Origin of the sequence: Serratia sp. (in: enterobacteria), from assembly GCF_051654945.1 — a bacterium.
Lineage (GTDB): Bacteria > Pseudomonadota > Gammaproteobacteria > Enterobacterales > Enterobacteriaceae > Chania.
Genome location: NZ_JBOFZA010000067.1, coordinates 94,506 through 117,660, shown reverse-complemented (window position 1 = coordinate 117,660; position 23,155 = coordinate 94,506). Strand labels below are relative to the sequence as shown.

Here is a 23,155-nt window from a genome sequence, read left to right as displayed (position 1 = left end):
CAGTCTGAGGTTATTTTGCCACATTGCGGCTAGGCGTAACCGGTCTATATCAACAAATGGTGCAATTAACGTTCATCTTGTTCTGTGGCACTGGAATATCAATACGCCAGAAGCTGCCTCAAATCAAAGCTTGTTAACCTCGGGTTCACTAAAATTGCTTCCCCATTTACATCATTGCCGGACAGGTCAATCGCCCGGTACGCTTACCACAGCGTTGAATCAGGATAGAGTTATGGAGCTGCTTTGCCCCGCTGGCAACCTGCCGGCCTTGAAAGCCGCGGTAGATAATGGCGCAGATGCCGTTTACATCGGCCTGAAAGACGATACCAATGCGCGCCACTTTGCCGGATTGAATTTTACCGAGAAGAAGCTACAGGAAGCGGCCGATTACGTGCACCGCCATGGCCGCAAGTTGCACATCGCCATTAACACCTTTGCCCACCCCGATGGCTATGCCCGTTGGCAGCGCGCTGTGGATATGGCGGCACAGCTTGGAGCCGATGCGCTGATCCTGGCGGATTTGGCGATGCTGGAATATGCCGCAGAACGTTATCCGCAGGTGGAGCGCCATGTCTCGGTGCAAGCCTCTGCAACCAATGAAGAAGCGATCCGCTTTTATCAGCGCCATTTTGATGTTGCCCGCGTGGTACTGCCGCGAGTGCTGTCGATGCACCAAGTGAAGCAGCTATCGCGCACCAGTCCGGTTCCGCTGGAAGTGTTTGCCTTTGGCAGTCTGTGCATCATGGCCGAAGGGCGGTGTTACCTCTCCTCTTATCTAACCGGCGAGTCGCCAAACACCGTTGGTGCTTGCTCACCAGCCCGTTTTGTACGCTGGCAGCAAACGCCGCAGGGCATGGAGTCACGCCTCAATGATGTGCTGATCGACCGTTATCAGGACGGGGAAAACGCCGGTTACCCAACGCTGTGCAAAGGCCGCTATCTGGTGGATGACGTGCTCTATCATCCGTTGGAAGAACCCACCAGCCTGAATACGCTGGAACTGTTGCCAGAATTGCTGGCAGCCAATATCGCTTCCGTGAAGATCGAAGGCCGCCAACGCAGTCCTGCCTATGTCAGCCAGGTGGCTCGCGTCTGGCGCCAGGCGATCGATCGCTGCATGGCCAACCCGGCTGGCTATCAGGCCGACGCCGCATGGATGGAAACGCTGGGTGCCATGTCCGAAGGCACCCAGACCACGCTTGGCGCGTATCACCGCAAATGGCAGTAGCAGGAGGAACCATGAAATATGCATTAGGCCCGGTGCTCTACTACTGGCCAAACAGCGAGATAGAAGCCTTTTATCAACAGGCGATGAGCAGCAGTGCCGATATTATCTATCTTGGCGAGAGCGTGTGTACCAAACGGCGCGAAATGAAAGTCGGCGACTGGCTGGCGCTGGCGCAGGAGATCGCCAAATCTGGCAAGCAGGTGGTGATCTCCACTCTGGCTTTGCTACAGGCCCCTTCAGAGCTGAATGAACTGAAGCGTTATGTGGAGAACGGGGAATTTCTGATCGAAGCCAACGATCTGGGTACGGTAAACATGGCCGCCGATCGCGGCTTGCCGTTTGTCGCCGGGCATGCCCTCAATTGCTACAACGCCTACACCCTGCGCCTGCTGCATAAGCAAGGCATGACGCGCTGGTGTATGCCGGTGGAGCTGTCACGTGACTGGTTGGCCAATGTATTGCAGCAATGCGAAGAGCTGGGGTTCCGAAATCAGTTTGAAGTTGAAGTGTTGAGTTATGGCCATTTACCACTGGCCTACTCCGCGCGTTGCTTTACTGCACGCTCGGAAAACCGGGGCAAGGACGAATGCGAAACCTGCTGTATCAAATATCCGCAGGGGCGCGTCGTTAACTCGCAAGAGAACCAACAGGTGTTTGTGCTCAACGGTATTCAGACCATGAGCGGGTACTGCTACAACCTCGGTAATGAGCTGACCAGCATGCAGGGGTTGGTGGATATTGTGCGTCTGTCGCCACAGGGCGTAGCAACCATCGCACTGCTCGACAGCTTCCGTGCCAATGAGCAGGGGACTCAGCCGCTGACGTTAACCAATCACGCCGAGTGTAACGGCTACTGGCGGCGCGTGTCCGGGTTGGAACTGGTGCAGTAAACCCAGGCTCCTCTCTCACCCCAGCCCTCTCCCAAGGTATAGACCGAGTACCACGTGAATACATACCTAGGGAGAGGGAGCCAGTCCAGAGCCGCAGTCAGGTACAGGGGCCGATTGGTAGCAAGTTCAAATCGCTCCTACACCCGGCGTTTACGGAATAGATTGCGTAGGCCGACACGGTTACGTACTGCGCCCACGCCAATACCAATCAGCGTATAAACAGCCCCCAGCAGTAGCAGCATGGCCACGTCTCCGCCAACATCTCGCAGCGATAGCCCCATCTGATTCACACCGGCAATAGCCTTCGTCGCCCAGGTGGAGGGGATCATCGATGAAACCGCCCTGACCCACTGTGGCATGGCTTGCAGCGGCCAAATGGTGCCGGAAAGGTAAAACACCGGGGTGGTGATAAACGATAGCGTCAGGTAGATCATCTCTACGCTACGCAAGCATTCGGTTACCAGCTTGCCCAGCCCTAGCACCGCCAACAGGAACGGGAAAGTCAGCAGCAAGATCTCGGGGATCGTCGCCGTCTGGCGATAGCCCAAGACCCAAGGCCACAGCACAAATAGCACGATCGACAGGAACAACCAGATCGGCAGCAAAGCCGACAGACCTCCCAAATACACGGGGAGCGATGGCTTACCGCCGGGCGTACCTTTCAACACAATGCTGACACGCACACAGGCAATCAGCAGTGAGTGCTGTAGCAACATCACTAACAAACCAGGGAAGATAATTGCCGCAAAGCTGATGCCGGGATTGAACACGTCCAGCGTTTGGCTCTGGATCGGCATCATGATCACCTGAGCCTGCCGTTCACTGAAACCGCTGCGCATTAACAGCGAGGTGTTGTACTGGCCCAGCAACTGCTGGTAGGCCGCTACCACGTCCTGTTGGATCTGGCCGTTAGCCAGCCGGTTGGTCGCATCACCAAACACCGGGATCTCAATGTTCTTGCCGTTGAGGATCTTCTTCTCCAGATCCACCGGCATGATGATCACCGCAAACAGTTTGCGCCAACCCAGATCGCGTTTCGCCTCATCCAGGTTATCGTAGGTCTGAATAGCGATCTTCGGCGTCGCATCCAGTTGGCGGATAAGCTGGCGGCTGGCGGTGCTGTGATCCTGATCGATCACCCCCACCGGCAGATCCCATACCGTGCGGTTGGCATAAACCATGCTCATGATGCACAACGACAGGATCAGCATCAGCCACATGGGCCGCTCCAGCATGCTCATCAATACCTTGCTGAAGGTCTTCCAGTAACTACTCATCCTACCGTCTCCTCTTTCGCCAGGCGCTTCAGGAGTCGGTTACGAACCAGAAACGCGGTCACCAACGGGTAGACCACCAGCAGCGCGCACACGCTGAGGATGGCGCTGGCTGGCACCTGCCGCAGGAACACATCAAACATCGCGTACAGCGCGTGGGTAAGTGGCTCGATATTGGAGATAATACGCGCCGGCAGCGGCATGGAGAGTTCTGGCACCGCCATACCGGAGAAGGTCAACGCAATACTCACCAGCATGCCAATCAGGGTGTAGGCGGTAATGGCGCTGCCGGTAAAGGTATACAGCAGCAGACCGATGCTTTGTGCCGCCATCACGTAGAAAAAGCCAATCATCAGCATAAACAGCGGATTGCCGCTGACGCGAGCGTCAAAAATGCCCACCAGCGCGGCAATCTCAACCATCAGCAAAGTGGTAAAGCACAGGGTATAAGGGGCCAGTTTCCCCAGCAGGGCCAGGCTGAAGGGTTTGGCCTTCAACAAGGATTTGCTGCGCGCCATAACGTAAATCATGCAGGTGACGACAAACAGTTGCAGCATATGAATGGTGGCGGCGAACTGTTGATAGTAGATATAGCTACCGCTGGCGTTGAACAGGCTGCCGTAGTTGAGGGTGACATCCGCCAGTGGCGGCAGCGACTTGCCCATGGCTCCGGCAATAATCGAACGGTAATTGGCGTTGGCCTCGGTCATCAGACCGCTGAAATCCTGGGTGGAATACAGCCCGGCACCGTAGAACAGCGCGTTGTAATACAGCACCACGCTAGGCTGATTGCCCGCCAGCGCATCCGCCTCAAAATCGGCCGGGATAGACAGCAAAGCGTAATCCTGTGCGCTACGCAGACGGCGCAGCGACTCGTCAAGACCACCGTCGTAAGCTTGCACATGGGCATGGGAACCCGCGTCCAGCTTACGGATCAGGGATTTGGACAACGGGCTGTGATCGTTATCCACCACCGAAACCGGCAGATCGAGCAAGGTGCCTTCGGAGAAGTTGCTGCTGATCAGGCCGAACAGGAGCAACGGGAAGATCCAGCCCAGCCAGTGAACTACCGGGCGGCGAAATGCGATGCGACATTCGTTGCTGAACGCATGGCTGAAGCAGCGCCAGCCCGCCCTTACTCTTTCCATTGCCATACGGTACTCATCCCTGGACGCAGGCCATCTACCGGTTGCGACGGATACAGACGAACTTCAAAGGTTTTCAGATCAAAATCACCAGTGGCACGCGTGGCACGTTTGGTGGCGTAATCCCCCAGCGGCGCGATGTAGCGCACTTCGGCTTCGATCATCTGATCTTTCAGCGCCGGTACGCGTAGCTGGACCTTATCACCCTTACGAACATGCGCCAGGATATCTTCCCGCAGGTTAAACACGAAGTAAGCGTCCGGTACGCGGATCAGCGTCATCAAGGGGCTGGACGCGTTAAGCAGTTCCCCCACTTCTGCCGGTATCGGCCCCACCTCACCGTCGACCGGTGCCTTAACCAGCAGATCGTCGGTCTGAGCCTGAATTTCTAACAGGTCCTGTTCGCTGGCTCGCAGGGCGGCCTCATATTTCTGCCGCAGCTCGATGCGATCGCCATTAACGCCTTCATCCAAATTGGCTTTGGCGGCCTGCACTTGTTGATAGGCGGTATCGCGCGCACGGCGTGAACTGTCCAATTCGGATTTGGATACGTAGCCTTTGCTGGCGACGCTCAGGTTACGGTCGTAATCGTGTTGGGCGTTCTGGTATTGCGCTTCGGCCTGAGCCAGATTGGCGCGCAGGTTGCGGATACTTTCTTCACGAGTACCATGCAGCGACTGATCCAACTGCGCCTGGGCCTCATCCCGCGAAGCCTGTGCCGAACGCAGCTGGGCCATTAATTCCGGGCTTTCCAACCGTAGCAACAGTTGCCCGGTTTTCACATCATCCCCCCGTTCCACCAGGCGCTCAATCACCCGCCCCTTGGCTTTGGAAGCGACAATCACTTCGGGGGCGTCCACTTCTCCCTGCAACAACAAATCCTGATTATGCGCGCGAAATAGCACCGCCATGGCGATAGCTATCCCCATCAGCAGCAGGGTAAACAGCGTCTTCTTCTTCATTACTAAAGCCCCTTGAACATCAGCGTGCCAACATAAGCCATCATAGGCCTAAAAAACCATTATTCTCATAAGGATATTGCGAGCACATATATCCCCTTTTATAACCGCATTTTCGATTATGCTTTTAACACAAAAAGCATAATTGCTTTTTTAGTTGCAGATCCCTGCAATCGCCCTTTAAGCGATCAACCCGATAAGCACGATGGACGATGAAATGACAGCAAACACACAGGTGCCACTTTCGGTACTGGATTTATCCCCGATCCCACAGGGAGCCAAGCCGCGCGATGCGTTTCACAGCTCGCTGGAGTTGGCGCAGCATGCCGAAAAGTGGGGCTATCAGCGCTACTGGCTAGCGGAACACCACAATATGACCGGCATCGGCAGTGCGGCGACGTCGGTATTACTGGGCTATTTGGCGTCCGGCACCCAGAGCATTCGCCTCGGTTCCGGCGGCGTGATGCTGCCAAACCATGCGCCACTGGTGATTGCCGAGCAGTTCGGCACCTTGGAGTCCCTCTATCCTGGGCGTATCGATTTGGGGCTTGGCCGCGCGCCGGGCACCGACCAACGCACCATGATGGCACTACGCCGCCACCTCTCCGGTGAGGTAGACAACTTCCCGCGTGACGTGCAAGAACTGCAACATTACTTTGGCGAAGTGCAGCCAGGGCAAGCGGTTCAAGCAGTGCCGGGCCAAGGGTTACATGTGCCAATCTGGCTGTTGGGTTCCAGCTTGTATAGCGCACAGTTGGCGGCACAACTCGGCCTGCCGTTTGCCTTTGCGTCGCACTTTGCGCCAGATATGCTGTTCCAGGCACTGAATTTGTACCGTGAGAACTTTAAACCGTCTGAGCAATGCCAGCAGCCACACGCGATGGTGTGCGTCAACGTGGTAGCCGCAGACAGCGATCAAAATGCCCGCTTCCTGTTTACCTCCATGCAGCAGCAGTTCATCAACCTGCGCCGTGGCTCACCTGGCCCACTGCCGCCGCCGGTAGATAATATCCACGCGCTGTGGACCGCAGGTGAGCAGTACGGTGTTGATCAGGCGCTACGTATGTCGATCGTCGGTAGCGAAAGCACCGTCCGCCACGGCCTGCAAAGCCTGCTGCGCGAAACGGGGGCGGATGAGATCATGGTTAACGGCCAGATTTTCGATCATCAGGCACGTTTGCGGTCGTTTGAGATTGTTGCCGGGGTGCAAGCTGACCTGGTGAAGAAGTAGCCCCTCACCCTAACCCTCTCCCACAGGGAGAGGTGACCGCTCGAGTGTGTTTGAAATTGCGGTGATTCACCTTGGGTGAGGAGACGATCGAGTTTGCTGAGATTAGCGCTTCACTACCAAACGAGCTGGGACTATTAGCTCCCTCTCCCTGTGGGAGAGGGTTGTTGGGGTGAGGGGGATCAGCGCTGGATCAGGTAACGAATGGTTGGCCCATCCTGCTGGATATCCAGTACCTTGTAACCGTGGTTACGGGCATCGAGCGGGATATTATTGATCGACTGCGGGCAGTCGCTGATCACTTCCAGTATTTCGCCCGGCTTAAGCTGCGGCATCGCTTCTAACGTCGCTACCGCCGGGTATGGGCAAGGCTCCCCCACCATGTCCAACCGGTAATCCGGCACTATTTCTGCCTGTTTCATACTTCACTCCTCAAGTTCACCACCTGCGCATCCGGTTTAGCACGGAAGAATCGCTTTTCCCACCACAGCATTGCGCCAAAGGCGATGGCCAGCAGCAGGTAGGTTACCAGCAGTCCGCCGATCGGCCCGAAGGTGTCCAGCAGGTTAATCTTGTCGTAGTTGGTCGCCAGGGCGGGTGCCAGATCGTCCCAGTAGTAGGCTAGCAGCGTGGCACCGATGATGTTGCCCAACCCCACCCACCAGTAATGGACCTGCCCTTCCACCGCACGATACATCCAGCCGGTTTCACAGCCGCCAGCCAGCACAATACCGAAGCCAAACAGCAAGCCACCCAACACCGCGTTTGGCCCGGCCCACATGATCTTCGGCGCAACGCCCAACTGCACATAGCTGAAGATACCGATGGCGCTGACCGCCATGCCGATAATAATCGCTTTGGCCATATGCGTACGGCCAGTGATCCACAGATCGCGGAACGCTGAGGTAAAGCAGATCTGCGCCCGCTCGATCAGCAGACCAAAACCGATGCCAAACAGCATGGCAATGCCAAGCTTCGGTGCATCAAACAGCGTCCATAATGACCAGGCCACCGCGAGACAAAAAATCACCATCCCCAAGCGGAAACGGCGGCGTGCCTGCTCAGGCTTTTGCGTCAGTGGTGAAGCCGCCTTCACTCTTTGCAGCCTGACCGGGATGCGGAACATCGGCAGCAAGGTAAACTTGGCACCGAAATAAGACCCCGCCGCAGTCGCCAGCGCAAAGAACCAGGCATGCAGCGAGAACTGTGGGATGCCGGTGAAGAAGGCCGCCAGGTTACAGCCCATCGCCAGACGTGCGCCAAAGCCGGCAATGATTCCGCCCAGCAGCGCCTGCGCAATACGAATACGATGCTGTGGCATCCGCAACTTGATGTTATTGGCCCACAGCGCGGCGGCGATACAGCCCGCAAACATGCCGATAATCATCCGCCCATCGATACGCTCCAACGGCGTGCCCTGTAGGCCGATCACCTTGAAGTAGCCCCACTGCTCGGGATGGAAACCAAACCACTGCAAGATATGGCCGCCCCAGCGGGTGAACTCGCCGGTTACCGCCCAGAAGGTGCCGGTCATGCCGAAATAGTAGGTTGAGAGGATCCCGGCGGCGATCACTGCCGGTAGGGGTGCCCAAAAGCGCACCAGGTATTGAGATTTAAATTGTTGCCAGGTCATGGCAGCTCCTGAAGATCCGAAAGATAAACCTTGCGAATGATACGCCATTTACCCGCATTAACCGTGCGGTCAGGCAAAAAAAAACCAGCCCGAAGGCTGGTTTCTAAGCGGATTAACCGTAAACGGTCAACTCAACGATTATGCATCACCGAAACGGCGACGTGGTGCCGCAGGAGCCGCTGCCGCATCGTCACGACGTGGTGCTGGCTTGTCACGGTTGAAGTTACCGCCACGACGTTCGCCACCGGCAGCATTACCGCCTTCACGACGATCGCTGAAAGTACGGCGTGTTGCACCAGCGCCAGCGCCTTCACGACGTTCGCCGTTGAATGGACGAGCACCGCCACGGCGCTCACCACCGTTACCACCGGCAGGACGCTCACGACGTTCATGCGGCTGTGCATCGCCCAGCAGTTGCATGTTCATCGGCTTGTTCAGAATGCGGGTGCGAGTGAAGTGATTCAGGATCTCGCCCGGCATGCCTTTTGGCAGCTCGATGGTGGAGTGGGAAGCAAACAGCTTGATGTTACCGATGTAACGGCTGCTGATGTCACCTTCGTTAGCGATCGCGCCAACGATATGACGAACTTCCACGCCGTCATCACGGCCCACTTCAATGCGGTACAGCTGCATTTCGCCAACGTCACGACGTTCGCGACGTGGACGCTCAGCGCCACCATCACGGCTGTCTGGACGTGCGTCACGACGACGGTCGTTGCTACGCTCGCCACCACGGTCATCACGATCGTTGAACTCACGACGTTGACGTGGTTTGAACACAGGATCCGGTGGCAGGATCAGAGGACGTTCGCCCTGTGCCATTTTCAGCAGTGCAGCGGCCAACGTTTCCATATCCAGATCTTCGCCCGGTTGCAGCTTAGCCAGCAGCGCACGGTACATATCCAGATCGCTGCTTTCCAGCTGCTGCTGAACTTTAGCAGCGAACTTGGCCAAGCGACGCTCACCCAGCAGATCTGCGTTTGGCAGCTCTACTTCAGGGATGGTCAGCTTCATGGTGCGTTCGATGTTGCGCAGCAGGCGGCGTTCGCGGTTTTCTACGAACAGCAGCGCGCGGCCAGCACGGCCAGCACGGCCGGTACGGCCGATACGGTGAACGTAAGACTCTGAATCCATAGGGATGTCATAGTTTACTACCAGGCTGATACGCTCAACGTCCAGACCACGGGCGGCAACGTCGGTAGCGATCAGAATGTCCAGACGGCCACTCTTCAGACGCTCCAGGGTCTGCTCACGCAGTGCCTGGTTCATGTCACCGTTCAGTGCGGCGCTGTTGTAACCGCTGCGCTCCAGCGCTTCAGCCACTTCCAGGGTCGCATTTTTGGTACGCACGAAGATGATCGCCGCGTCAAAATCTTCCGCTTCCAGGAAACGCACCAGCGCTTCGTTTTTACGCATACCCTGCACGGTCCAGTAGCTCTGGCTGATATCCGGGCGAGTGGTGATGCTGGACTGAATGCGCACTTCCTGTGGATCTTTCATGAAGCGACGGGTAATACGACGGATCGCTTCCGGCATGGTTGCAGAGAACAGCGCGGTCTGATGTTCAGCCGGGATCTCTGCCATGATGGTTTCTACGTCTTCGATAAAGCCCATGCGCAGCATTTCGTCGGCTTCGTCCAGAACCAGGCCTTTCAGGCCAGACAGGTTCAGGGTGCCACGTTTCAGGTGATCCAGCAGACGGCCTGGAGTCCCTACTACGATTTGCGGCCCTTGACGCAGAGCGCGCAGCTGCACGTCATAACGCTGGCCGCCGTACAGGGCAACTACGTTCACGCCATGCATGTGCTTGGAGAAATCGGTCATGGCTTCAGCTACCTGAACCGCCAGTTCGCGGGTAGGAGCCAGTACCAGGATTTGTGGTGCTTTCAGGGCTGCATCGAGGTTGTGCAGCAGGGGCAGCGAGAACGCCGCAGTTTTACCACTACCGGTCTGCGCCATGCCCAGCACGTCGCGGCCGTTCAACAGGTGAGGAATACACTCAGCCTGGATCGGAGATGGTTTTTCGTAGCCCAGATCGGTCAGGGCAGCAATGATCGGAGCAGACAGCCCCAGGTCAGCAAAAGAGGTTTCAAGCTCAGTAGTCATGTACACGTGCCTCATTAATAATGGCAGCCAGTCTACATAACTCGTCGAGAAAATTTTCAGTCATTTTCATTGAAAAGTGTGAACCGGCTCAAATTAGATTATAAAACAGACAAAAAAGCCCTCGCCCGTTAAGACGATTACTTTGGTCAAAAAACCAATGTATATCAGGCTGATAGTTGTCCGTCAGCTATTGCTGGTCCGATTCCGATAGGTCGTCTTGTTCTTGGCCCAACAGCGCCAATTCCAACAATGCATAGCGGTGCTCAACAAAGTTATGAACATTGTTAGCCACCGTCAGTTTGAACAGCGCCGAAGCGGTGTCCTTGTCCCCCAGACTTAGGTAGTGCTTACCTAAATAGAAGTCAGTTTCACTGAGATGCTCAGCGAGCGAAGTGTTATCCGTTGCATCTGCCTTGAGGCGTTCCATCAGCGTTTTTTCGCTGATCTTGCCCAGGTAGAATTCGACAATATTCCATCCCCATTGCCCTCTGTCCGATTTGTCGTAACGCTGCTGGAGCGATACGGTAGCCATCTTGGGATCGATTTCTCTTTCCACCAGATAAAGCCACAGCGAACGGAAGGGATCGTTTGGGTCGTCTTGATAAAACGCCTGCAGATCATCCTGCGCCAACGGGAAGCGGCCGCCATAATACAGTGCGATGCCCCGGTTTAAACGCGCGTAATTGTAAGTTGGATCAAGCTCTAGTACAGAATCAAACGCTTCATAGGCAGCATCAAAATTGCCTGCCTGCGTTAAGTAAATGCCCAGGTAGTTGAAAACCTCTGGCATATCAGGACGTATCGCTAGCGCTTGTGAAAAGTCATTACGCGCTAGCGCACGCAAACCAAGACTATCATACAGCACACCGCGCTCATATAAAAGCTGCGCGCGCTCATCATCCGTTAATGCCCGGCTGGCAAGTATTTGTTCCATGCGCGCCAGGATCACTTCCTGCTGCAGCGTGGGCTGCAAAGGAATAGCCAGAACTTCGTCTTTACGCCAATCATGGTTGCTGCATCCTGCCAGCAATAGTGCTGTCGCAACGTAACACCAGCGCAAGAAAGGCTTCATTTCCCACTCCCGAAGACAAACATTGGATGAACGTCCTGTCCTCCGCTTGCTAATACGCGAGTATCCTACCCACGCGATAAGAACAGCCCCTGCCCTACGGCAGGGAGCTGTAAAACTGTTGATACAGTTATTCTGCTTCTGGTGCAGGAGCCGCAGCCGATTCTGGCGCTGTAGCTTCTTTGATGCTCAGGCGCACACGGCCCTGGCGATCAACTTCCAGTACCTTAACCGGTACTTCCTGACCCATCTGCAGATAGTCGGTCACTTTCTCAACGCGCTTGTCAGCGATTTGAGAGATGTGCACCAGGCCTTCTTTGCCGCCGCCGATGGCCACGAAGGCACCAAAATCAACGATACGGGTCACTTTACCCTGATACACACGGCCAACTTCGATCTCGGCAGTGATTTCTTCGATGCGGCGGATAGCGAATTTCGCTTTATCGCCATCGGTTGCAGCAATTTTCACTGTACCGTCATCTTCGATTTCGATCGTGGTGCCAGTCTCTTCGGTCAACGCACGGATGACTGAGCCGCCTTTACCGATCACATCTTTGATCTTGTCTGGATTGATCTTGATGGTGTGAATACGTGGTGCGAACTCAGAGATATCGCCACGTGGCGTGCTGATAGCCTGTTCCATGACGCCCAGAATGTGCAGACGCGCACCCTTGGCCTGGTTCAGAGCCACCTGCATGATTTCGCGGGTGATACCTTCAATTTTAATGTCCATCTGCAGCGCGGTGATACCGTCGCGGCTACCGGCCACTTTGAAGTCCATGTCGCCCAGGTGATCTTCATCGCCCAGAATATCAGACAGCACCACAAAGTTTTCGTCTTCTTTTACCAGGCCCATCGCGATACCCGCAACGGCAGCCTTGATTGGCACACCTGCATCCATCAGTGCCAGAGAAGCGCCACAGACGGAAGCCATTGAAGAAGAACCGTTGGATTCGGTGATTTCAGACACCACACGTACGGTGTACGGGAAATCTTCTGGTTTAGGCATCATAGCTAAAACGCCACGTTTTGCCAGGCGCCCATGACCGATTTCACGACGCTTCGGTGAACCCACCATGCCGGTTTCACCAACAGAGTACGGAGGGAAGTTGTAGTGGAACAGGAAGCTGTCGGTTTTTTCGCCCATCAGCTCATCAATGTTCTGTGCGTCACGCGCAGTACCCAGGGTGGCAGTAACCAGCGCCTGAGTCTCACCACGGGTGAACAGTGCGGAACCGTGGGTACGTGGCAGAACGCCAGTGCGCACGTCCAGACCACGGATCATGTCTTTTTCACGGCCATCGATACGCGGCTCGCCACGCAGTACGCGGCTACGTACCACGTTTTTCTCAACGGTGCCCAGGATGTCCTGAATTTCAGACGCGTCCAGAGTTTCGTCTTGCGCCAGCAGAGCTTCGACTACGCTGTCTTTGATCGCATCAACCTGAGCATAACGCTCTTGTTTTTCGGTGATGTGGTAAGCATCGCCCAAACGGCTTTCGGCCAGTTCGGCTACGCGCGCATGCAGCGCTTCGTTAACTGCCGGTGCCTGCCAATCCCACTTCGGTTTGCCAGCTTCAGCAACCAGAGCGTTGATGTTTTCGATGACGATTTGCTGTTGGTCATGGCCAAAGACGACCGCGCCCAGCATTTGATCTTCGCTCAGCACGTCCGCTTCGGATTCAACCATCAATACCGCGCCTGCGGTACCGGCAACAACCAGATCCAGGCTGCTTTGCTTCAGTTCGTCGACAGTTGGGTTCAGAACGTATTGATTGTTGATGTAACCTACACGTGCAGAACCGATTGGGCCATTGAACGGAATACCGGACAGGCTCAGGGCAGCAGAGGCACCAATCATCGCTACGATGTCTGGGTTGACCTGTGGGTTCACGGACACCACGGTCGCGATCACTTGCACTTCGTTCAGGAAGCTATCTGGGAACAGTGGGCGGATCGGACGGTCGATCAGACGGGAAGTCAGGGTTTCGCCTTCGCTCGGACGGCCTTCACGACGGAAGAAGCTACCCGGGATACGGCCAGCAGCGTAGGTACGCTCCTGATAGTTCACGGTCAGAGGGAAGAAGCTCTGGCCTGGTTTGGCTTTCTTCTGGCCTACCACGGTGACGAATACTGCGGTGTCATCCATGCTCACCATTACGGCGGCAGTGGCTTGACGTGCCATCATACCGGTCTCGAGAGTCACGGTGTGTTGGCCATACTGGAATTTGCGAATAATCGGAGTCAGCAAAATATAATCCTTAATTAGTGGCGCGCAATCGTTCTTCGACTCGACACGCCAGTGGTTCTTTGACCTTCTCACTACATCCTCGCGACTAATGACAATCCTTATCTCCCTTGAGATAAAGCCTCTCATTAGCCGCGCGAACCTCTGTACCGGAAGATCCTCAGTAATACATTAACCTGATTTGCTTATGCTTCCTAGAAGAAAGGGGCCAAATTTGGCCCCTTTCTGCTGAAACTTGCTTGATTAGCGACGCAGACCCAGACGCTCGATCAGGCTGGTGTAACGTGCTACATCTTTACGCTTCAGGTAGTCCAGCAGCTTACGACGCTGAGAAACCATACGCAGCAGACCACGACGGCTGTGGTGATCTTTTTTGTGCTCTGAGAAGTGGCCTTGCAGATGGTTGATCTGCGCAGTCAACAGGGCAACCTGAACTTCGGTAGAACCGCTGTCGTTAGTACCACGACCGAAGTCAGCTACGATTTTAGCTTTAGCTTCAACACTTAGAGACATTGTCATACTCCAAAATTATAGATAATAAATACAGGCGCCGATCTCTAATTCAGCAACCCAATGCATAAGCTGCGCCATTCTACTCTTAGCGCAGGGCGATCGCAAGGCGGGCAGGTCAGTCGAAATATTCGACAACCAGCCGGCGCGGCGCGACTCGGCCATCATCGGCAATCTCGCCAATGCCGATAAATTTACGTTCTTCGCCTTCGGTAATGCGTACCAGACCTGAGGCCGGAGCCCCTGCGGCCTGTACCGGCTGCCCCTGTTTGACGTAACCCGCTACCACTGGCAGCAGATTCACTTCAGGGAAGTCTTCGGCCGGGCTGTCCATTGGCATCAGCAACGGATCGAGCAGCTCGCTTGGTGCAATGGCCTGCTGCTGTGCCTGTTCCAATAACGCATTCAGCTGTTCCAGCGTAACCATGCGGGCGATCGGATACTTCGCCACCTGCAAACGACGTAGATAAATCACGTGTGCGCCACAGCCCAACAGTTCACCAAGGTCATCCGTGATAGTACGAATGTAGGTGCCTTTCGAGCAGTGAATTTCCAGCTCAAGCTCATCCCCTTCCCAGCGGATAAACTGCAACTCATACACGGTGATGCTACGTGCTTCACGCGGTACTTCGATACCCTGGCGAGCATATTCATACAGCTTTTTGCCCTGGTATTTCAGTGCGGAAAACATCGAAGGCACCTGCTGGATATCACCCCGGAAGGTGTCCAACGCGGCATCGAGCTGCGCCTGGGTGAAGTTCACCGGCCGCTCCTGCACGATCTGACCGTCGGCATCCGAGGTATCCGTACGCTGGCCCAAGCGGGCAATCACGCGGTAACGTTTGTCGGAATCAAGCAGGTACTGGGAGAACTTGGTGGCTTCACCCAGACAGATTGGCAGCATACCGGTCGCCAGGGGATCGAGCGCGCCGGTGTGGCCCGCACGGTTGGCATTGTAGATACGCTTTACTTTTTGCAGGGCGTCGTTGGACGACAGGCCCTGCGGTTTGTCCAGCAGCAGTACGCCGTGGATATCACGGCCGCGACGGCGAGGGCGACTCATTAAGCCTCCTCTTCATCGCCTGATGCATTGCGACGTTCGGCATCGTTCTTCACTACGTTGGTCACCAGGTTGGACATGCGCATGCCTTCAACCAGTGAGTTGTCGTAGGCAAAGGTCAGCTCCGGCACGACGCGCAGGCGCATCGCTTTACCCAGCAGCGTACGGATATAGCCAGAAGCATCCTGCAACGCCTTGATGCCGTTAGGCACCAGATCCGGATCGGGGTTTTCGGTCAGGACGTTCAGGAAGGTCACGTAAACCTTGGCGTAGGCCAGATCGCGCGATACTTCAACACCTGAAACGGTAGCCATGCCGACACGCGGATCTTTGACTTCACGCTGCAAGATGATCGCAATCTCTTTTTGCATTTCTTGTGCCACGCGTTGACCGCGGCTGAATTCTTTTGCCATTTGGAAATCCTCCAGACAAATCGGGGGGCACAAGGCCCCCCTAAAACAAATTTAAGCGTTTTTCGAGGCTTAAGCGATGGTGCGCTGGATCTCGATGATTTCGAACACTTCGATCATGTCGCCAACGCGCACGTCGTTGTAGTTCTTAACGCCGATACCACATTCCATACCGTTACGGACTTCGTTAACGTCATCTTTGAAGCGGCGCAGGGATTCCAGCTCGCCTTCGTAGATAACCACGTTGTCACGCAGCACGCGGATTGGGTTGTGACGCTTGATGTTGCCTTCGGTCACCATACAGCCGGCAACTGCACCGAACTTAGGTGATTTGAACACATCACGTACTTCAGCCAGACCAATGATCTGCTGTTTGTACTCAGGCGCCAACATACCGCTCATCGCCTGCTTCACTTCGTCGATCAGGTTATAGATGACGGAGTAGTAACGCAGATCCAGGCTTTCTGATTCAATCACGCGGCGGGCAGAAGCATCTGCACGGACGTTGAAGCCCAGGATGATGGCGTTGGATGCCGCAGCCAGGGTGGCGTCGGTTTCGGTGATACCACCTACGCCAGAACCTACAATCTTCACCTTCACTTCGTCGGTAGAGAGTTTCTGCAGTGAATCGGAGATCGCTTCACAGGTACCCTGTACGTCGGTTTTCAGCACGATGTTCAGTTCAGAAACTTCACCTTCGGTCATGTTCGCGAACATGTTCTCCAGTTTGGATTTCTGCTGGCGAGCCAGTTTGACTTCGCGGAACTTGCCTTGACGGTACAGCGCAACTTCACGCGCTTTCTTCTCGTCGCGGACTACGGTCGCTTCATCACCCGCAGCAGGAACGCTGGACAGGCCCAGGATCTCAACCGGGATAGAAGGACCTGCAGAGGTCACTTCACGGCCCAGTTCGTCACGCATCGCACGCACACGGCCATATTCGAAGCCACACAGGACGATATCGCCCTTGTTGAGCGTACCTTCCTGAACCAGGACGGTAGCCACTGGGCCACGGCCTTTATCCAGGAAGGATTCGATAACCACACCGCTCGCCATGCCGCTGCGAACCGCTTTCAGTTCGAGAACTTCGGCTTGCAGCAGGATAGCGTTCAACAGTTCGTCGATACCGGTACCGGCTTTCGCTGATACGTGAACGAACTGCGCTTCACCGCCCCACTCTTCTGGCATAACGCCATACTGGGACAGCTCTTGCTTGACGCGGTCTGGATCGGCTTCTGGTTTGTCAATTTTGTTAACCGCAACCACCAATGGCACTTTAGCAGCCTGGGCATGCTGAATGGCTTCGATGGTTTGCGGCATCACGCCGTCGTCTGCTGCTACCACCAGAACCACGATGTCGGTCGCCTGAGCACCACGAGCACGCATTGAAGTAAACGCTGCGTGTCCTGGGGTATCCAGGAAGGTGATCATGCCGTTTTCGGTTTCTACGTGGTAAGCACCGATGTGCTGAGTAATACCACCGGCTTCGCCTACTGCCACCTTGGTGGAGCGGATGTAGTCGAGCAGAGAGGTTTTACCGTGGTCAACGTGACCCATGATGGTCACGACTGGCGCACGAGACTCGGCGGCTGCGCCGGTGTCACGGTCGCTCATCAGCGCTTCTTCCAGCTCGTTCTCACGACGCAGGATAACCTTGTGGCCCATCTCTTCGGCAACCAGCTGTGCGGTTTCCTGGTCGATGACCTGGTTGATGGTGGCCATTGCGCCCAGCTTCATCATCGCTTTGATGACCTGAGAGCCTTTCACCGCCATCTTGTTAGCCAGTTCGGCTACGGTGATGGTTTCGCCGATGATGACGTCACGGTTCACTACCTGAGCTGGCTTGTTAAAGCCCTGCTGCAGGGTGCTTGGCTTACGTTTGCCTTTACCGCCACGAGTCATGGTACGAGCTTCTTCGCGGTCTGCTTTAGACTCGGAGAGCTTGTTGCCTTTCTTCTGTTTGGTCGCTTTGCCACCGCGAGTACGGCTACGGCGCTCGCCTTCAACTTTGGCGTCGTTTTCGTCTTCGGCAGCACGGGCGTGTTCGGAGGTGGTCACGTGATAGTCGGCAGTTTCTACCGCAGCGCTTGCTGCTTCGGCTTCGGCCCACTTCTCACCGTTTTCTTCAGCCATACGGCGCGCTTCTTCCGCTACGCGTTTGGCGTCTTCTTCCACCTTGCGGCGCACTTCTTCTTCCGCTTTACGTTTCAGTTCGGCGGCTTCAGCTTCACGGCGTGCTTTTTCTGCCTGAGCTGGCTTGGTCATTTCGTCGGTATGTTGATTGGTCACTTTTTCTTTTTCCGCTGAATTACGCTTAGCAATCTCCGCGGCCTCACGTTTGGCTTGCTCTTCGGCTGCGCGCTTTGCTTCTGCTTCGCGTTTCGCTAGCTCTTCCGCTTCGCGCCTTGCCTGCTCTTCCGCTTCACGCTGTGCCTGCTCAGCCGCTTCAGCCTGTTGGGCTTCCTGCGGATCGCGATTTACATAAGTGCGTTTCTTGCGGACCTCAATTTGCACCGATTTACTCTTACCGCCGGTGCTCGGTATGTTCAAGGTGCTGCGCGTTTTGCGCTGCAACGTGAGTTTGCCTGGCGCACTACCGTGTTCACGGTTCAGGTGCGCCAGTAAGGTTTCTTTCTCGTGCTGTGTCACAGAGTCGGTTTCAGACTTGTTGATCCCTGCATCAGCAAACTGCTGTACCAGGCGATCAACCGGGGTCTGTATCTCTGCTGCCAGCGATTTTACGGTTACATCTGTCGTCATGCTGTTCCTTCCTGCTACAGTTATTACGCGTTGTCGCCAAACCAACAGATATTACGTGCGGCCATAATCAGCTCGCCGGCTTGCTCATCGCTAAGCCCTTCAATATCAGCCAGATCGTCAACACCCTGCTCGGCAAGATCTTCCAGCGTACAAACCCCACGCGCGGCCAGTTTAAAGGCCATGCTGCGCTCAAGACCCGGAAGGTTGAGCAAATCATCAGCAGGTTTTTGGTCGCCCAGGCTTTCTTCCTGTGCCAGGGCCAGCGTGGTCAATGCAGCTTTGGCGCGATCGCGCAACGCTTCAACCATATCTTCATCCAGACCGTCGATTTCCAGCAGCTCTTTGATTGGCACGTAGGCCAGTTCTTCCAGCGTAGAGAAGCCTTCTTCGACCAGAACGGTGGCGAAATCTTCGTCGATATCAAGATACTTGGTGAAGGTATCAATGGCGGCATGAGCCTCGGCCTGATGCTTGGCCTGCAGATCGTCCGCCGTCATCACGTTCAGTTCCCAGCGATCATCATCACGATGCTGTTTCAACAGTTGGGAAGCTAAACGCACGTTTTGGCCATTACGGCCGATCGCCTGTGCCAGGTTGCTGGCTTCAACGGCGATGTCCATCGTGCACCGGTCTTCATCCACTACGATCGAGGCAACATCTGCCGGGGCCATGGCGTTGATGACGAACTGTGCAGGGTTATCATCCCACAGGATGATATCAATACGTTCCCCGCCAAGCTCGCTCGAAACGGCCTGGACACGGGCACCGCGCATACCGACACAAGCACCGACCGGGTCGATACGCTTGTCGTTGGTTTTTACGGCAATTTTTGCACGGGAGCCTGGATCGCGGGCTGCCGCTTTAATCTCAATCACTTCTTCGCCAATTTCCGGCACTTCGATGCGGAACAGTTCTTTGAGCATATCCGGGCTGGAACGGCTGACGAACAGTTGCGCACCGCGCGCTTCTGGACGTACGGCGTACAGTACACCGCGGATACGGTCACCCGGGCGGAAGTTTTCGCGCGGCAGCATGTCTTCACGGCCAATGACCGCTTCGGCGTTGCTACCCAGATCCAGCGCAATGCTGTCACGGTTAACTTTTTTCACCACGCCGGTGACGATTTCACCTTCGTGTTGACGGAAGGCATCCACCACCATCGCACGCTCGGCTTCACGTACTTTCTGTACGATAACCTGCTTGGCGGTCTGGGTGGTGATACGGTCGAAGGTCACAGATTCGATCTGATCTTCGATATAACCGCCCAGTTCCATGGACGGGTCTTCGTACTGGGCAGCTTCCAGCGTGATTTCACGCGTTGGCTGGGTCACTTCATCAACGGCAACCCAACGGCGGAAGGTATCGAAATCGCCAGTCTTGCGGTCAATGCTGACACGGACTTCGATTTCCTGCTCATATTTTTTCTTGGTGGCAGTGGCTAAAGCGGTTTCCAGGGCTTCGAAAATCTTCTCACGTGGTAGGGATTTTTCATTGGAAACTGCTTCAACAACAGCCAGAATCTCTTTGTTCATCCTAGTTGCCTCATCCAAACTTTAAAAGTGGGGTACCAGGTTCGCTTTCTGAATATTGCTCAGCGCGAACACTTCATCTTTCCCTTCCACAGTAACCGTGATCATCTCGCCTTCTACAGACTTGATGATGCCCTGCCATTTGCGGCGGTTTTGTATCGCCATACGCAGAACAACGCTGACTTCTTCACCGATAAAACGCTGATAGTGTTCTGCGGTGAACATAGGACGATCAAGTCCAGGAGAGGAGACTTCCAGGTTGTAAGCAACCGTAATAGGATCTTCGACGTCCATCACAGCGCTGACCTGGTGGCTGACATCAGCACAATCATCAACATTGATTCCGTTCTCACTATCAATATAGATGCGTAGTGTCGATTGACGTGCCCGAATAAATTCGATGCCTACGAGCTCAAAGCCCAACGCCTCTACCGGTGCGGAAAGCATCTCTGTTAATTTTTGCTCTAATGTGGACAAGCCCACCCCCAAGACATAAAAAAAGGGCCTAATAGCCCAGTGATTCTGTTGCCAAATAACAAAAAACCCCGAAAATTCGGGGCTTTATGCAACTGGACCCTGTTTGCCGCAAAGCGGCTTCGGTGCAACTTTCTAGCAAGTGTCATTTTCAAATGTTGATCGAGAAAAGCGGAATTCAATCGAAAAGTGTATTTGAAAATAAACACTTAAAGGAAAGTGGTTGCGGGGGCCGGATTTGAACCGACGACCTTCGGGTTATGAGCCCGACGAGCTACCAGGCTGCTCCACCCCGCGTCCGAAAACGTGGCAAATATTACGCCGATAATTGCAAAAACGCAAGTTATCTCTGGGATTTGGTACCGAGGATGGGACTCGAACCCACAAGCCCGTTAGGGCACTACCACCTCAAGGTAGCGTGTCTACCAATTCCACCACCTCGGTACTGATTCTTACTGCTATCGGCTGTTTCTATTGAGGTCGAAAACAACCGATTTCAAACTTTTTACGGCTTACTGCGGGATATCACTGACCGGTTTGGCTGGTGCCGCCGGAGTGCTGGTCTGCTCAGTTTGCGCTGGCTGACCCAGGTTTTCCCACTCGCTGCCTTTCTTGCCCTGATTGGTGCTCAGGTTGCCCAGGATCAGACTGATGACGAAGAACAGCGTCGCCAGCACAGCCGTCATGCGGGTCATAAAGTTGCCTGAACCGGTCGATCCGAAGAATGTGCCAGAAGCACCTGCTCCGAATGAGGCTCCCATATCAGCGCCTTTACCTTGCTGTAGCATGATCAGCGCAACCAGCCCGATCGATATCAGCAAGAAAATTACCAGAAGAGCTTCGTACATAGTGGTACCTGTATCCTTGCGGGTTCACCGCGTGCCAAATGCTTCTCACCCCAGATGCTTCCAAACTAAGAAGTCGTGGCGTGTCATTAAAACAGCCCACTGAAGCGGGTGTGAATACTAACCAAAGCCGCCAATAGGCGCAAGGGCAATTTGCAACCACCGATGCGTTTGCAGAAAAAAACAGCAAAAACAGGGGTGATCGGCCCCTCCCCCCAACCCTCTCCCATAGGGAGAGGGAGCTAAAAGTGCCTGCCCTGTTGGGAGAAAGAAGATAATCTCAGCAAAACTTGAGCGTCACTTGAGCCAAGGTGAGTCACTACAATCTCAGCAAACTCGATCGCTTTCTCACCCAAGGGAATCTCTATAATTTCAAACACACTCAATCGGTCCCCTCTCCTGGGGGAGAGGGTTAGGGTGAGGGCGTCTGTTTATCAGCTTATCAGCCTGCCAGCTTGACAGCATCGGCGATGCGGTGCGCCAGAGCGATAACCTGCTGTTCGTCTTCGCCTTCCACCATCACGCGGATCAGCGGTTCGGTGCCTGACTTGCGCAGCAGCACACGGCCACGGCCGGCCAACTCGGCTTCGACCTGCTCAGCGACCTTCAACACCGCTTCCGATTCCAGCGGGTTATGTTCACCTACAAAGCGCACGTTGACCAGGATCTGCGGCAGTAACTTCATGCCACTGCACAGATCGTGCAGGCTCATGTTATTACGCACGATCGCCGTCAACACTTGCAGGCCAGCAACGATGCCGTCCCCGGTGGTGGTTTTGTCCAGCAGGATCACGTGGCCGGAGTTTTCCGCCCCAATGCGCCAGCCCAGCTCTTGCAGTTTCTCCAGTACGTAGCGGTCACCCACTTTGGCACGGGCAAACGGGATGCCCAGTTGCTTCAGTGCCAGCTCCAGGCCCATATTGCTCATCAGGGTACCCACAGCACCGCCGCGCAGTTGCCCCTGACGCAGGCCTTCACGAGCGATGATATAGAGGATCTGATCGCCATCGACCTTGTTGCCCAGGTGATCCACCATCATCACGCGGTCACCATCACCATCAAAGGCCAAGCCGACGTGAGCCTGTTCTTCCAATACGCGAGCCTGTAGCTGACGCACGTCGGTAGCACCACACTCTTCGTTGATGTTCATACCATCCGGCTCACAGCCGATGGCAATCACCGTGGCACCCAGCTCACGCAATACGCTTGGGGCGATGTGGTAGGTAGCACCGTTGGCACAGTCCACCACGATCTTCAGCCCATTCAGGCTCAGTTCGCTTGGGAAAGTCCCCTTACAGAATTCGATATAGCGACCGGCAGCATCGACAATGCGGCTGGCTTTGCCCAGCTCGGAAGATTCGACACAGGTCAGTGGCTTTTCCATTTCCGCTTCGATGGCCTCTTCCACATCGTCTGGCAGTTTGGCGCCGTCGATGGAGAAGAACTTGATGCCATTATCGTAGAACGGGTTATGTGAGGCGGAAATCACGATCCCGGCTTCCGCGCGGAAAGTTCGGGTCAGGTATGCCACCGCCGGGGTAGGCATCGGGCCGGTGAACGAAGCGGAAAGCCCCGCTGCTGCCAGCCCGGCTTCCAACGCCGACTCCAGCATGTAGCCAGAGATACGGGTATCTTTGCCGATAATGATTTTGCGGGAGCCATGGCGCGCCAATACCTTGCCAGCAGCCCAACCCAGCTTGAGGACGAACTCTGGGGTTATCGGGCTGTCACCCACCTTGCCACGAATGCCGTCGGTACCAAAGTATTTGCGTTCGCTCATGTCTCTA

The 23,155-nt window shown here is 55.2% G+C and carries 20 protein-coding genes and 2 tRNA genes; 3 read left to right on the top strand and 19 right to left on the bottom strand.

The features are described from left to right. The first annotated feature begins 232 nt into the window (after positions 1 to 232). Both ubiU and ACRDCA_RS09585 read left to right on the top strand, forming a co-directional pair. Positions 233 to 1,228, top strand: a complete 996-nt coding sequence (ubiU, locus tag ACRDCA_RS09590; RefSeq protein WP_174334801.1) for a ubiquinone anaerobic biosynthesis protein UbiU — start codon at positions 233 to 235, stop codon at positions 1,226 to 1,228. An 11-nt stretch (positions 1,229 to 1,239) separates the two neighbouring features. Further along, the gene (locus ACRDCA_RS09585) at positions 1,240 to 2,118 is read left to right on the top strand and encodes a U32 family peptidase (protein ID WP_438689298.1); all 879 of its coding nucleotides are present in this window, start codon (positions 1,240 to 1,242) and stop codon (positions 2,116 to 2,118) included. Positions 2,119 to 2,255: 137 nt separating this feature from the next. Here ACRDCA_RS09585 and ACRDCA_RS09580 read toward each other — a convergent pair whose 3' ends face one another. From ACRDCA_RS09580 to ACRDCA_RS09570, 3 genes are read right to left on the bottom strand one after another with little or no spacing between them, the layout of a single operon-like run. After that, the gene (locus tag ACRDCA_RS09580; protein ID WP_438689297.1) at positions 2,256 to 3,395 is read right to left on the bottom strand and encodes an ABC transporter permease; all 1,140 of its coding nucleotides are present in this window, start codon (positions 3,393 to 3,395) and stop codon (positions 2,256 to 2,258) included. Continuing rightward, a complete protein-coding gene (locus tag ACRDCA_RS09575) occupies positions 3,392 to 4,546 on the bottom strand; it encodes an ABC transporter permease (protein ID WP_438689296.1) in 1,155 nt (384 codons plus the stop codon). Before ACRDCA_RS09575 ends, ACRDCA_RS09580 begins: the two co-directional genes overlap by 4 nt. Further along, positions 4,528 to 5,499, bottom strand: coding sequence for an HlyD family secretion protein (locus tag ACRDCA_RS09570; RefSeq protein WP_438689295.1), 972 nt, complete (start codon positions 5,497 to 5,499; stop codon positions 4,528 to 4,530). The genes ACRDCA_RS09575 and ACRDCA_RS09570 overlap by 19 nt, the downstream gene beginning before the upstream one ends. A 214-nt stretch (positions 5,500 to 5,713) precedes the next feature. Here ACRDCA_RS09570 and ACRDCA_RS09565 point away from each other — a divergent pair, with 214 nt between their 5' ends. Then, the gene (locus ACRDCA_RS09565) at positions 5,714 to 6,727 is read left to right on the top strand and encodes a luciferase-like monooxygenase (RefSeq protein WP_438689294.1); all 1,014 of its coding nucleotides are present in this window, start codon (positions 5,714 to 5,716) and stop codon (positions 6,725 to 6,727) included. Positions 6,728 to 6,906: 179 nt separating this feature from the next. Here the strand turns inward: ACRDCA_RS09565 and yedF are convergent, their stop codons facing one another. From yedF to glmM, 16 genes are all read right to left on the bottom strand, one after another. Continuing rightward, a complete protein-coding gene (gene yedF / locus ACRDCA_RS09560; RefSeq protein WP_025122890.1) occupies positions 6,907 to 7,146 on the bottom strand; it encodes a sulfurtransferase-like selenium metabolism protein YedF in 240 nt (79 codons plus the stop codon). Further along, positions 7,143 to 8,357: a selenium metabolism membrane protein YedE/FdhT gene (yedE, locus tag ACRDCA_RS09555; RefSeq protein WP_438689293.1), complete on the bottom strand. Its 1,215-nt coding sequence runs from the start codon at positions 8,355 to 8,357 to the stop codon at positions 7,143 to 7,145. Before yedE ends, yedF begins: the two co-directional genes overlap by 4 nt. Positions 8,358 to 8,495: 138 nt before the next feature. Further along, the gene (locus ACRDCA_RS09550) at positions 8,496 to 10,463 is read right to left on the bottom strand and encodes a DEAD/DEAH family ATP-dependent RNA helicase (RefSeq protein ID WP_438689292.1); all 1,968 of its coding nucleotides are present in this window, start codon (positions 10,461 to 10,463) and stop codon (positions 8,496 to 8,498) included. After that, positions 10,453 to 10,527: a protein YrbN gene (gene yrbN / locus ACRDCA_RS09545; RefSeq protein WP_223499600.1), complete on the bottom strand. Its 75-nt coding sequence runs from the start codon at positions 10,525 to 10,527 to the stop codon at positions 10,453 to 10,455. Before yrbN ends, ACRDCA_RS09550 begins: the two co-directional genes overlap by 11 nt. Positions 10,528 to 10,650: 123 nt before the next feature. Beyond that, positions 10,651 to 11,535, bottom strand: a complete 885-nt coding sequence (gene nlpI, locus ACRDCA_RS09540) for a lipoprotein NlpI (protein WP_021179056.1) — start codon at positions 11,533 to 11,535, stop codon at positions 10,651 to 10,653. Positions 11,536 to 11,662: 127 nt separating this feature from the next. Then, positions 11,663 to 13,783, bottom strand: a complete 2,121-nt coding sequence (gene pnp / locus ACRDCA_RS09535; RefSeq protein WP_438689291.1) for a polyribonucleotide nucleotidyltransferase — start codon at positions 13,781 to 13,783, stop codon at positions 11,663 to 11,665. Positions 13,784 to 14,023: 240 nt separating this feature from the next. Further along, entirely contained in the window at positions 14,024 to 14,293 is a 270-nt protein-coding gene (rpsO, locus tag ACRDCA_RS09530; RefSeq protein ID WP_010279698.1) for a 30S ribosomal protein S15, read from the bottom strand. 115 nt (positions 14,294 to 14,408) lie between these two features. After that, complete coding sequence (gene truB / locus ACRDCA_RS09525; protein ID WP_438689290.1) at positions 14,409 to 15,353, bottom strand: tRNA pseudouridine(55) synthase TruB; 945 nt, start codon at positions 15,351 to 15,353, stop codon at positions 14,409 to 14,411. Beyond that, on the bottom strand, positions 15,353 to 15,763 hold the full coding sequence (gene rbfA, locus ACRDCA_RS09520) for a 30S ribosome-binding factor RbfA (RefSeq protein ID WP_025122895.1): 411 nt from the start codon (positions 15,761 to 15,763) through the stop codon (positions 15,353 to 15,355). The genes truB and rbfA overlap by 1 nt, the downstream gene beginning before the upstream one ends. Before the next feature lie 69 nt (positions 15,764 to 15,832). Continuing rightward, the gene (infB, locus tag ACRDCA_RS09515; RefSeq protein ID WP_025122896.1) at positions 15,833 to 18,520 is read right to left on the bottom strand and encodes a translation initiation factor IF-2; all 2,688 of its coding nucleotides are present in this window, start codon (positions 18,518 to 18,520) and stop codon (positions 15,833 to 15,835) included. 23 nt (positions 18,521 to 18,543) lie between these two features. Beyond that, positions 18,544 to 20,052: a transcription termination factor NusA gene (nusA, locus tag ACRDCA_RS09510; RefSeq protein WP_024483371.1), complete on the bottom strand. Its 1,509-nt coding sequence runs from the start codon at positions 20,050 to 20,052 to the stop codon at positions 18,544 to 18,546. A 21-nt stretch (positions 20,053 to 20,073) separates the two neighbouring features. Then, positions 20,074 to 20,526: a ribosome maturation factor RimP gene (gene rimP / locus ACRDCA_RS09505; protein ID WP_431224027.1), complete on the bottom strand. Its 453-nt coding sequence runs from the start codon at positions 20,524 to 20,526 to the stop codon at positions 20,074 to 20,076. 217 nt (positions 20,527 to 20,743) lie between these two features. Further along, positions 20,744 to 20,820 (bottom strand) — tRNA-Met (locus ACRDCA_RS09500). Between the two features lie 60 nt (positions 20,821 to 20,880). Further along, positions 20,881 to 20,967: transfer RNA gene (locus ACRDCA_RS09495), tRNA-Leu, on the bottom strand. A 68-nt stretch (positions 20,968 to 21,035) separates the two neighbouring features. Further along, positions 21,036 to 21,371 (bottom strand): preprotein translocase subunit SecG, encoded by a 336-nt coding sequence (gene secG / locus ACRDCA_RS09490; protein ID WP_024483369.1) that lies wholly within the window; start codon positions 21,369 to 21,371, stop codon positions 21,036 to 21,038. A gap of 439 nt (positions 21,372 to 21,810) precedes the next feature. Then, a complete protein-coding gene (gene glmM / locus ACRDCA_RS09485) occupies positions 21,811 to 23,148 on the bottom strand; it encodes a phosphoglucosamine mutase (RefSeq protein ID WP_438689289.1) in 1,338 nt (445 codons plus the stop codon). Positions 23,149 to 23,155 lie beyond the last annotated feature (7 nt).

Bases quoted from the DNA above. Each gene is read 5' to 3' on its own strand.
- ubiU (WP_174334801.1), top strand. From the start codon at position 233: ATGGAGCTGCTTTGCCCCGCTGGCAACCTGCCGGCCTTGAAAGCCGCG.
- ACRDCA_RS09585 (WP_438689298.1), top strand. From the start codon at position 1,240: ATGAAATATGCATTAGGCCCGGTGCTCTACTACTGGCCAAACAGCGAG.
- ACRDCA_RS09580 (WP_438689297.1), bottom strand. From the start codon at position 3,395: ATGAGTAGTTACTGGAAGACCTTCAGCAAGGTATTGATGAGCATGCTG.
- ACRDCA_RS09575 (WP_438689296.1), bottom strand. From the start codon at position 4,546: ATGGCAATGGAAAGAGTAAGGGCGGGCTGGCGCTGCTTCAGCCATGCG.
- ACRDCA_RS09570 (WP_438689295.1), bottom strand. From the start codon at position 5,499: ATGAAGAAGAAGACGCTGTTTACCCTGCTGCTGATGGGGATAGCTATC.
- ACRDCA_RS09565 (WP_438689294.1), top strand. From the start codon at position 5,714: ATGACAGCAAACACACAGGTGCCACTTTCGGTACTGGATTTATCCCCG.
- yedF (WP_025122890.1), bottom strand. From the start codon at position 7,146: ATGAAACAGGCAGAAATAGTGCCGGATTACCGGTTGGACATGGTGGGG.
- yedE (WP_438689293.1), bottom strand. From the start codon at position 8,357: ATGACCTGGCAACAATTTAAATCTCAATACCTGGTGCGCTTTTGGGCA.
- ACRDCA_RS09550 (WP_438689292.1), bottom strand. From the start codon at position 10,463: ATGACTACTGAGCTTGAAACCTCTTTTGCTGACCTGGGGCTGTCTGCT.
- nlpI (WP_021179056.1), bottom strand. From the start codon at position 11,535: ATGAAGCCTTTCTTGCGCTGGTGTTACGTTGCGACAGCACTATTGCTG.
- rpsO (WP_010279698.1), bottom strand. From the start codon at position 14,293: ATGTCTCTAAGTGTTGAAGCTAAAGCTAAAATCGTAGCTGACTTCGGT.
- truB (WP_438689290.1), bottom strand. From the start codon at position 15,353: ATGAGTCGCCCTCGCCGTCGCGGCCGTGATATCCACGGCGTACTGCTG.
- rbfA (WP_025122895.1), bottom strand. From the start codon at position 15,763: ATGGCAAAAGAATTCAGCCGCGGTCAACGCGTGGCACAAGAAATGCAA.
- infB (WP_025122896.1), bottom strand. From the start codon at position 18,520: ATGACGACAGATGTAACCGTAAAATCGCTGGCAGCAGAGATACAGACC.
- nusA (WP_024483371.1), bottom strand. From the start codon at position 20,052: ATGAACAAAGAGATTCTGGCTGTTGTTGAAGCAGTTTCCAATGAAAAA.
- secG (WP_024483369.1), bottom strand. From the start codon at position 21,371: ATGTACGAAGCTCTTCTGGTAATTTTCTTGCTGATATCGATCGGGCTG.
- glmM (WP_438689289.1), bottom strand. From the start codon at position 23,148: ATGAGCGAACGCAAATACTTTGGTACCGACGGCATTCGTGGCAAGGTG.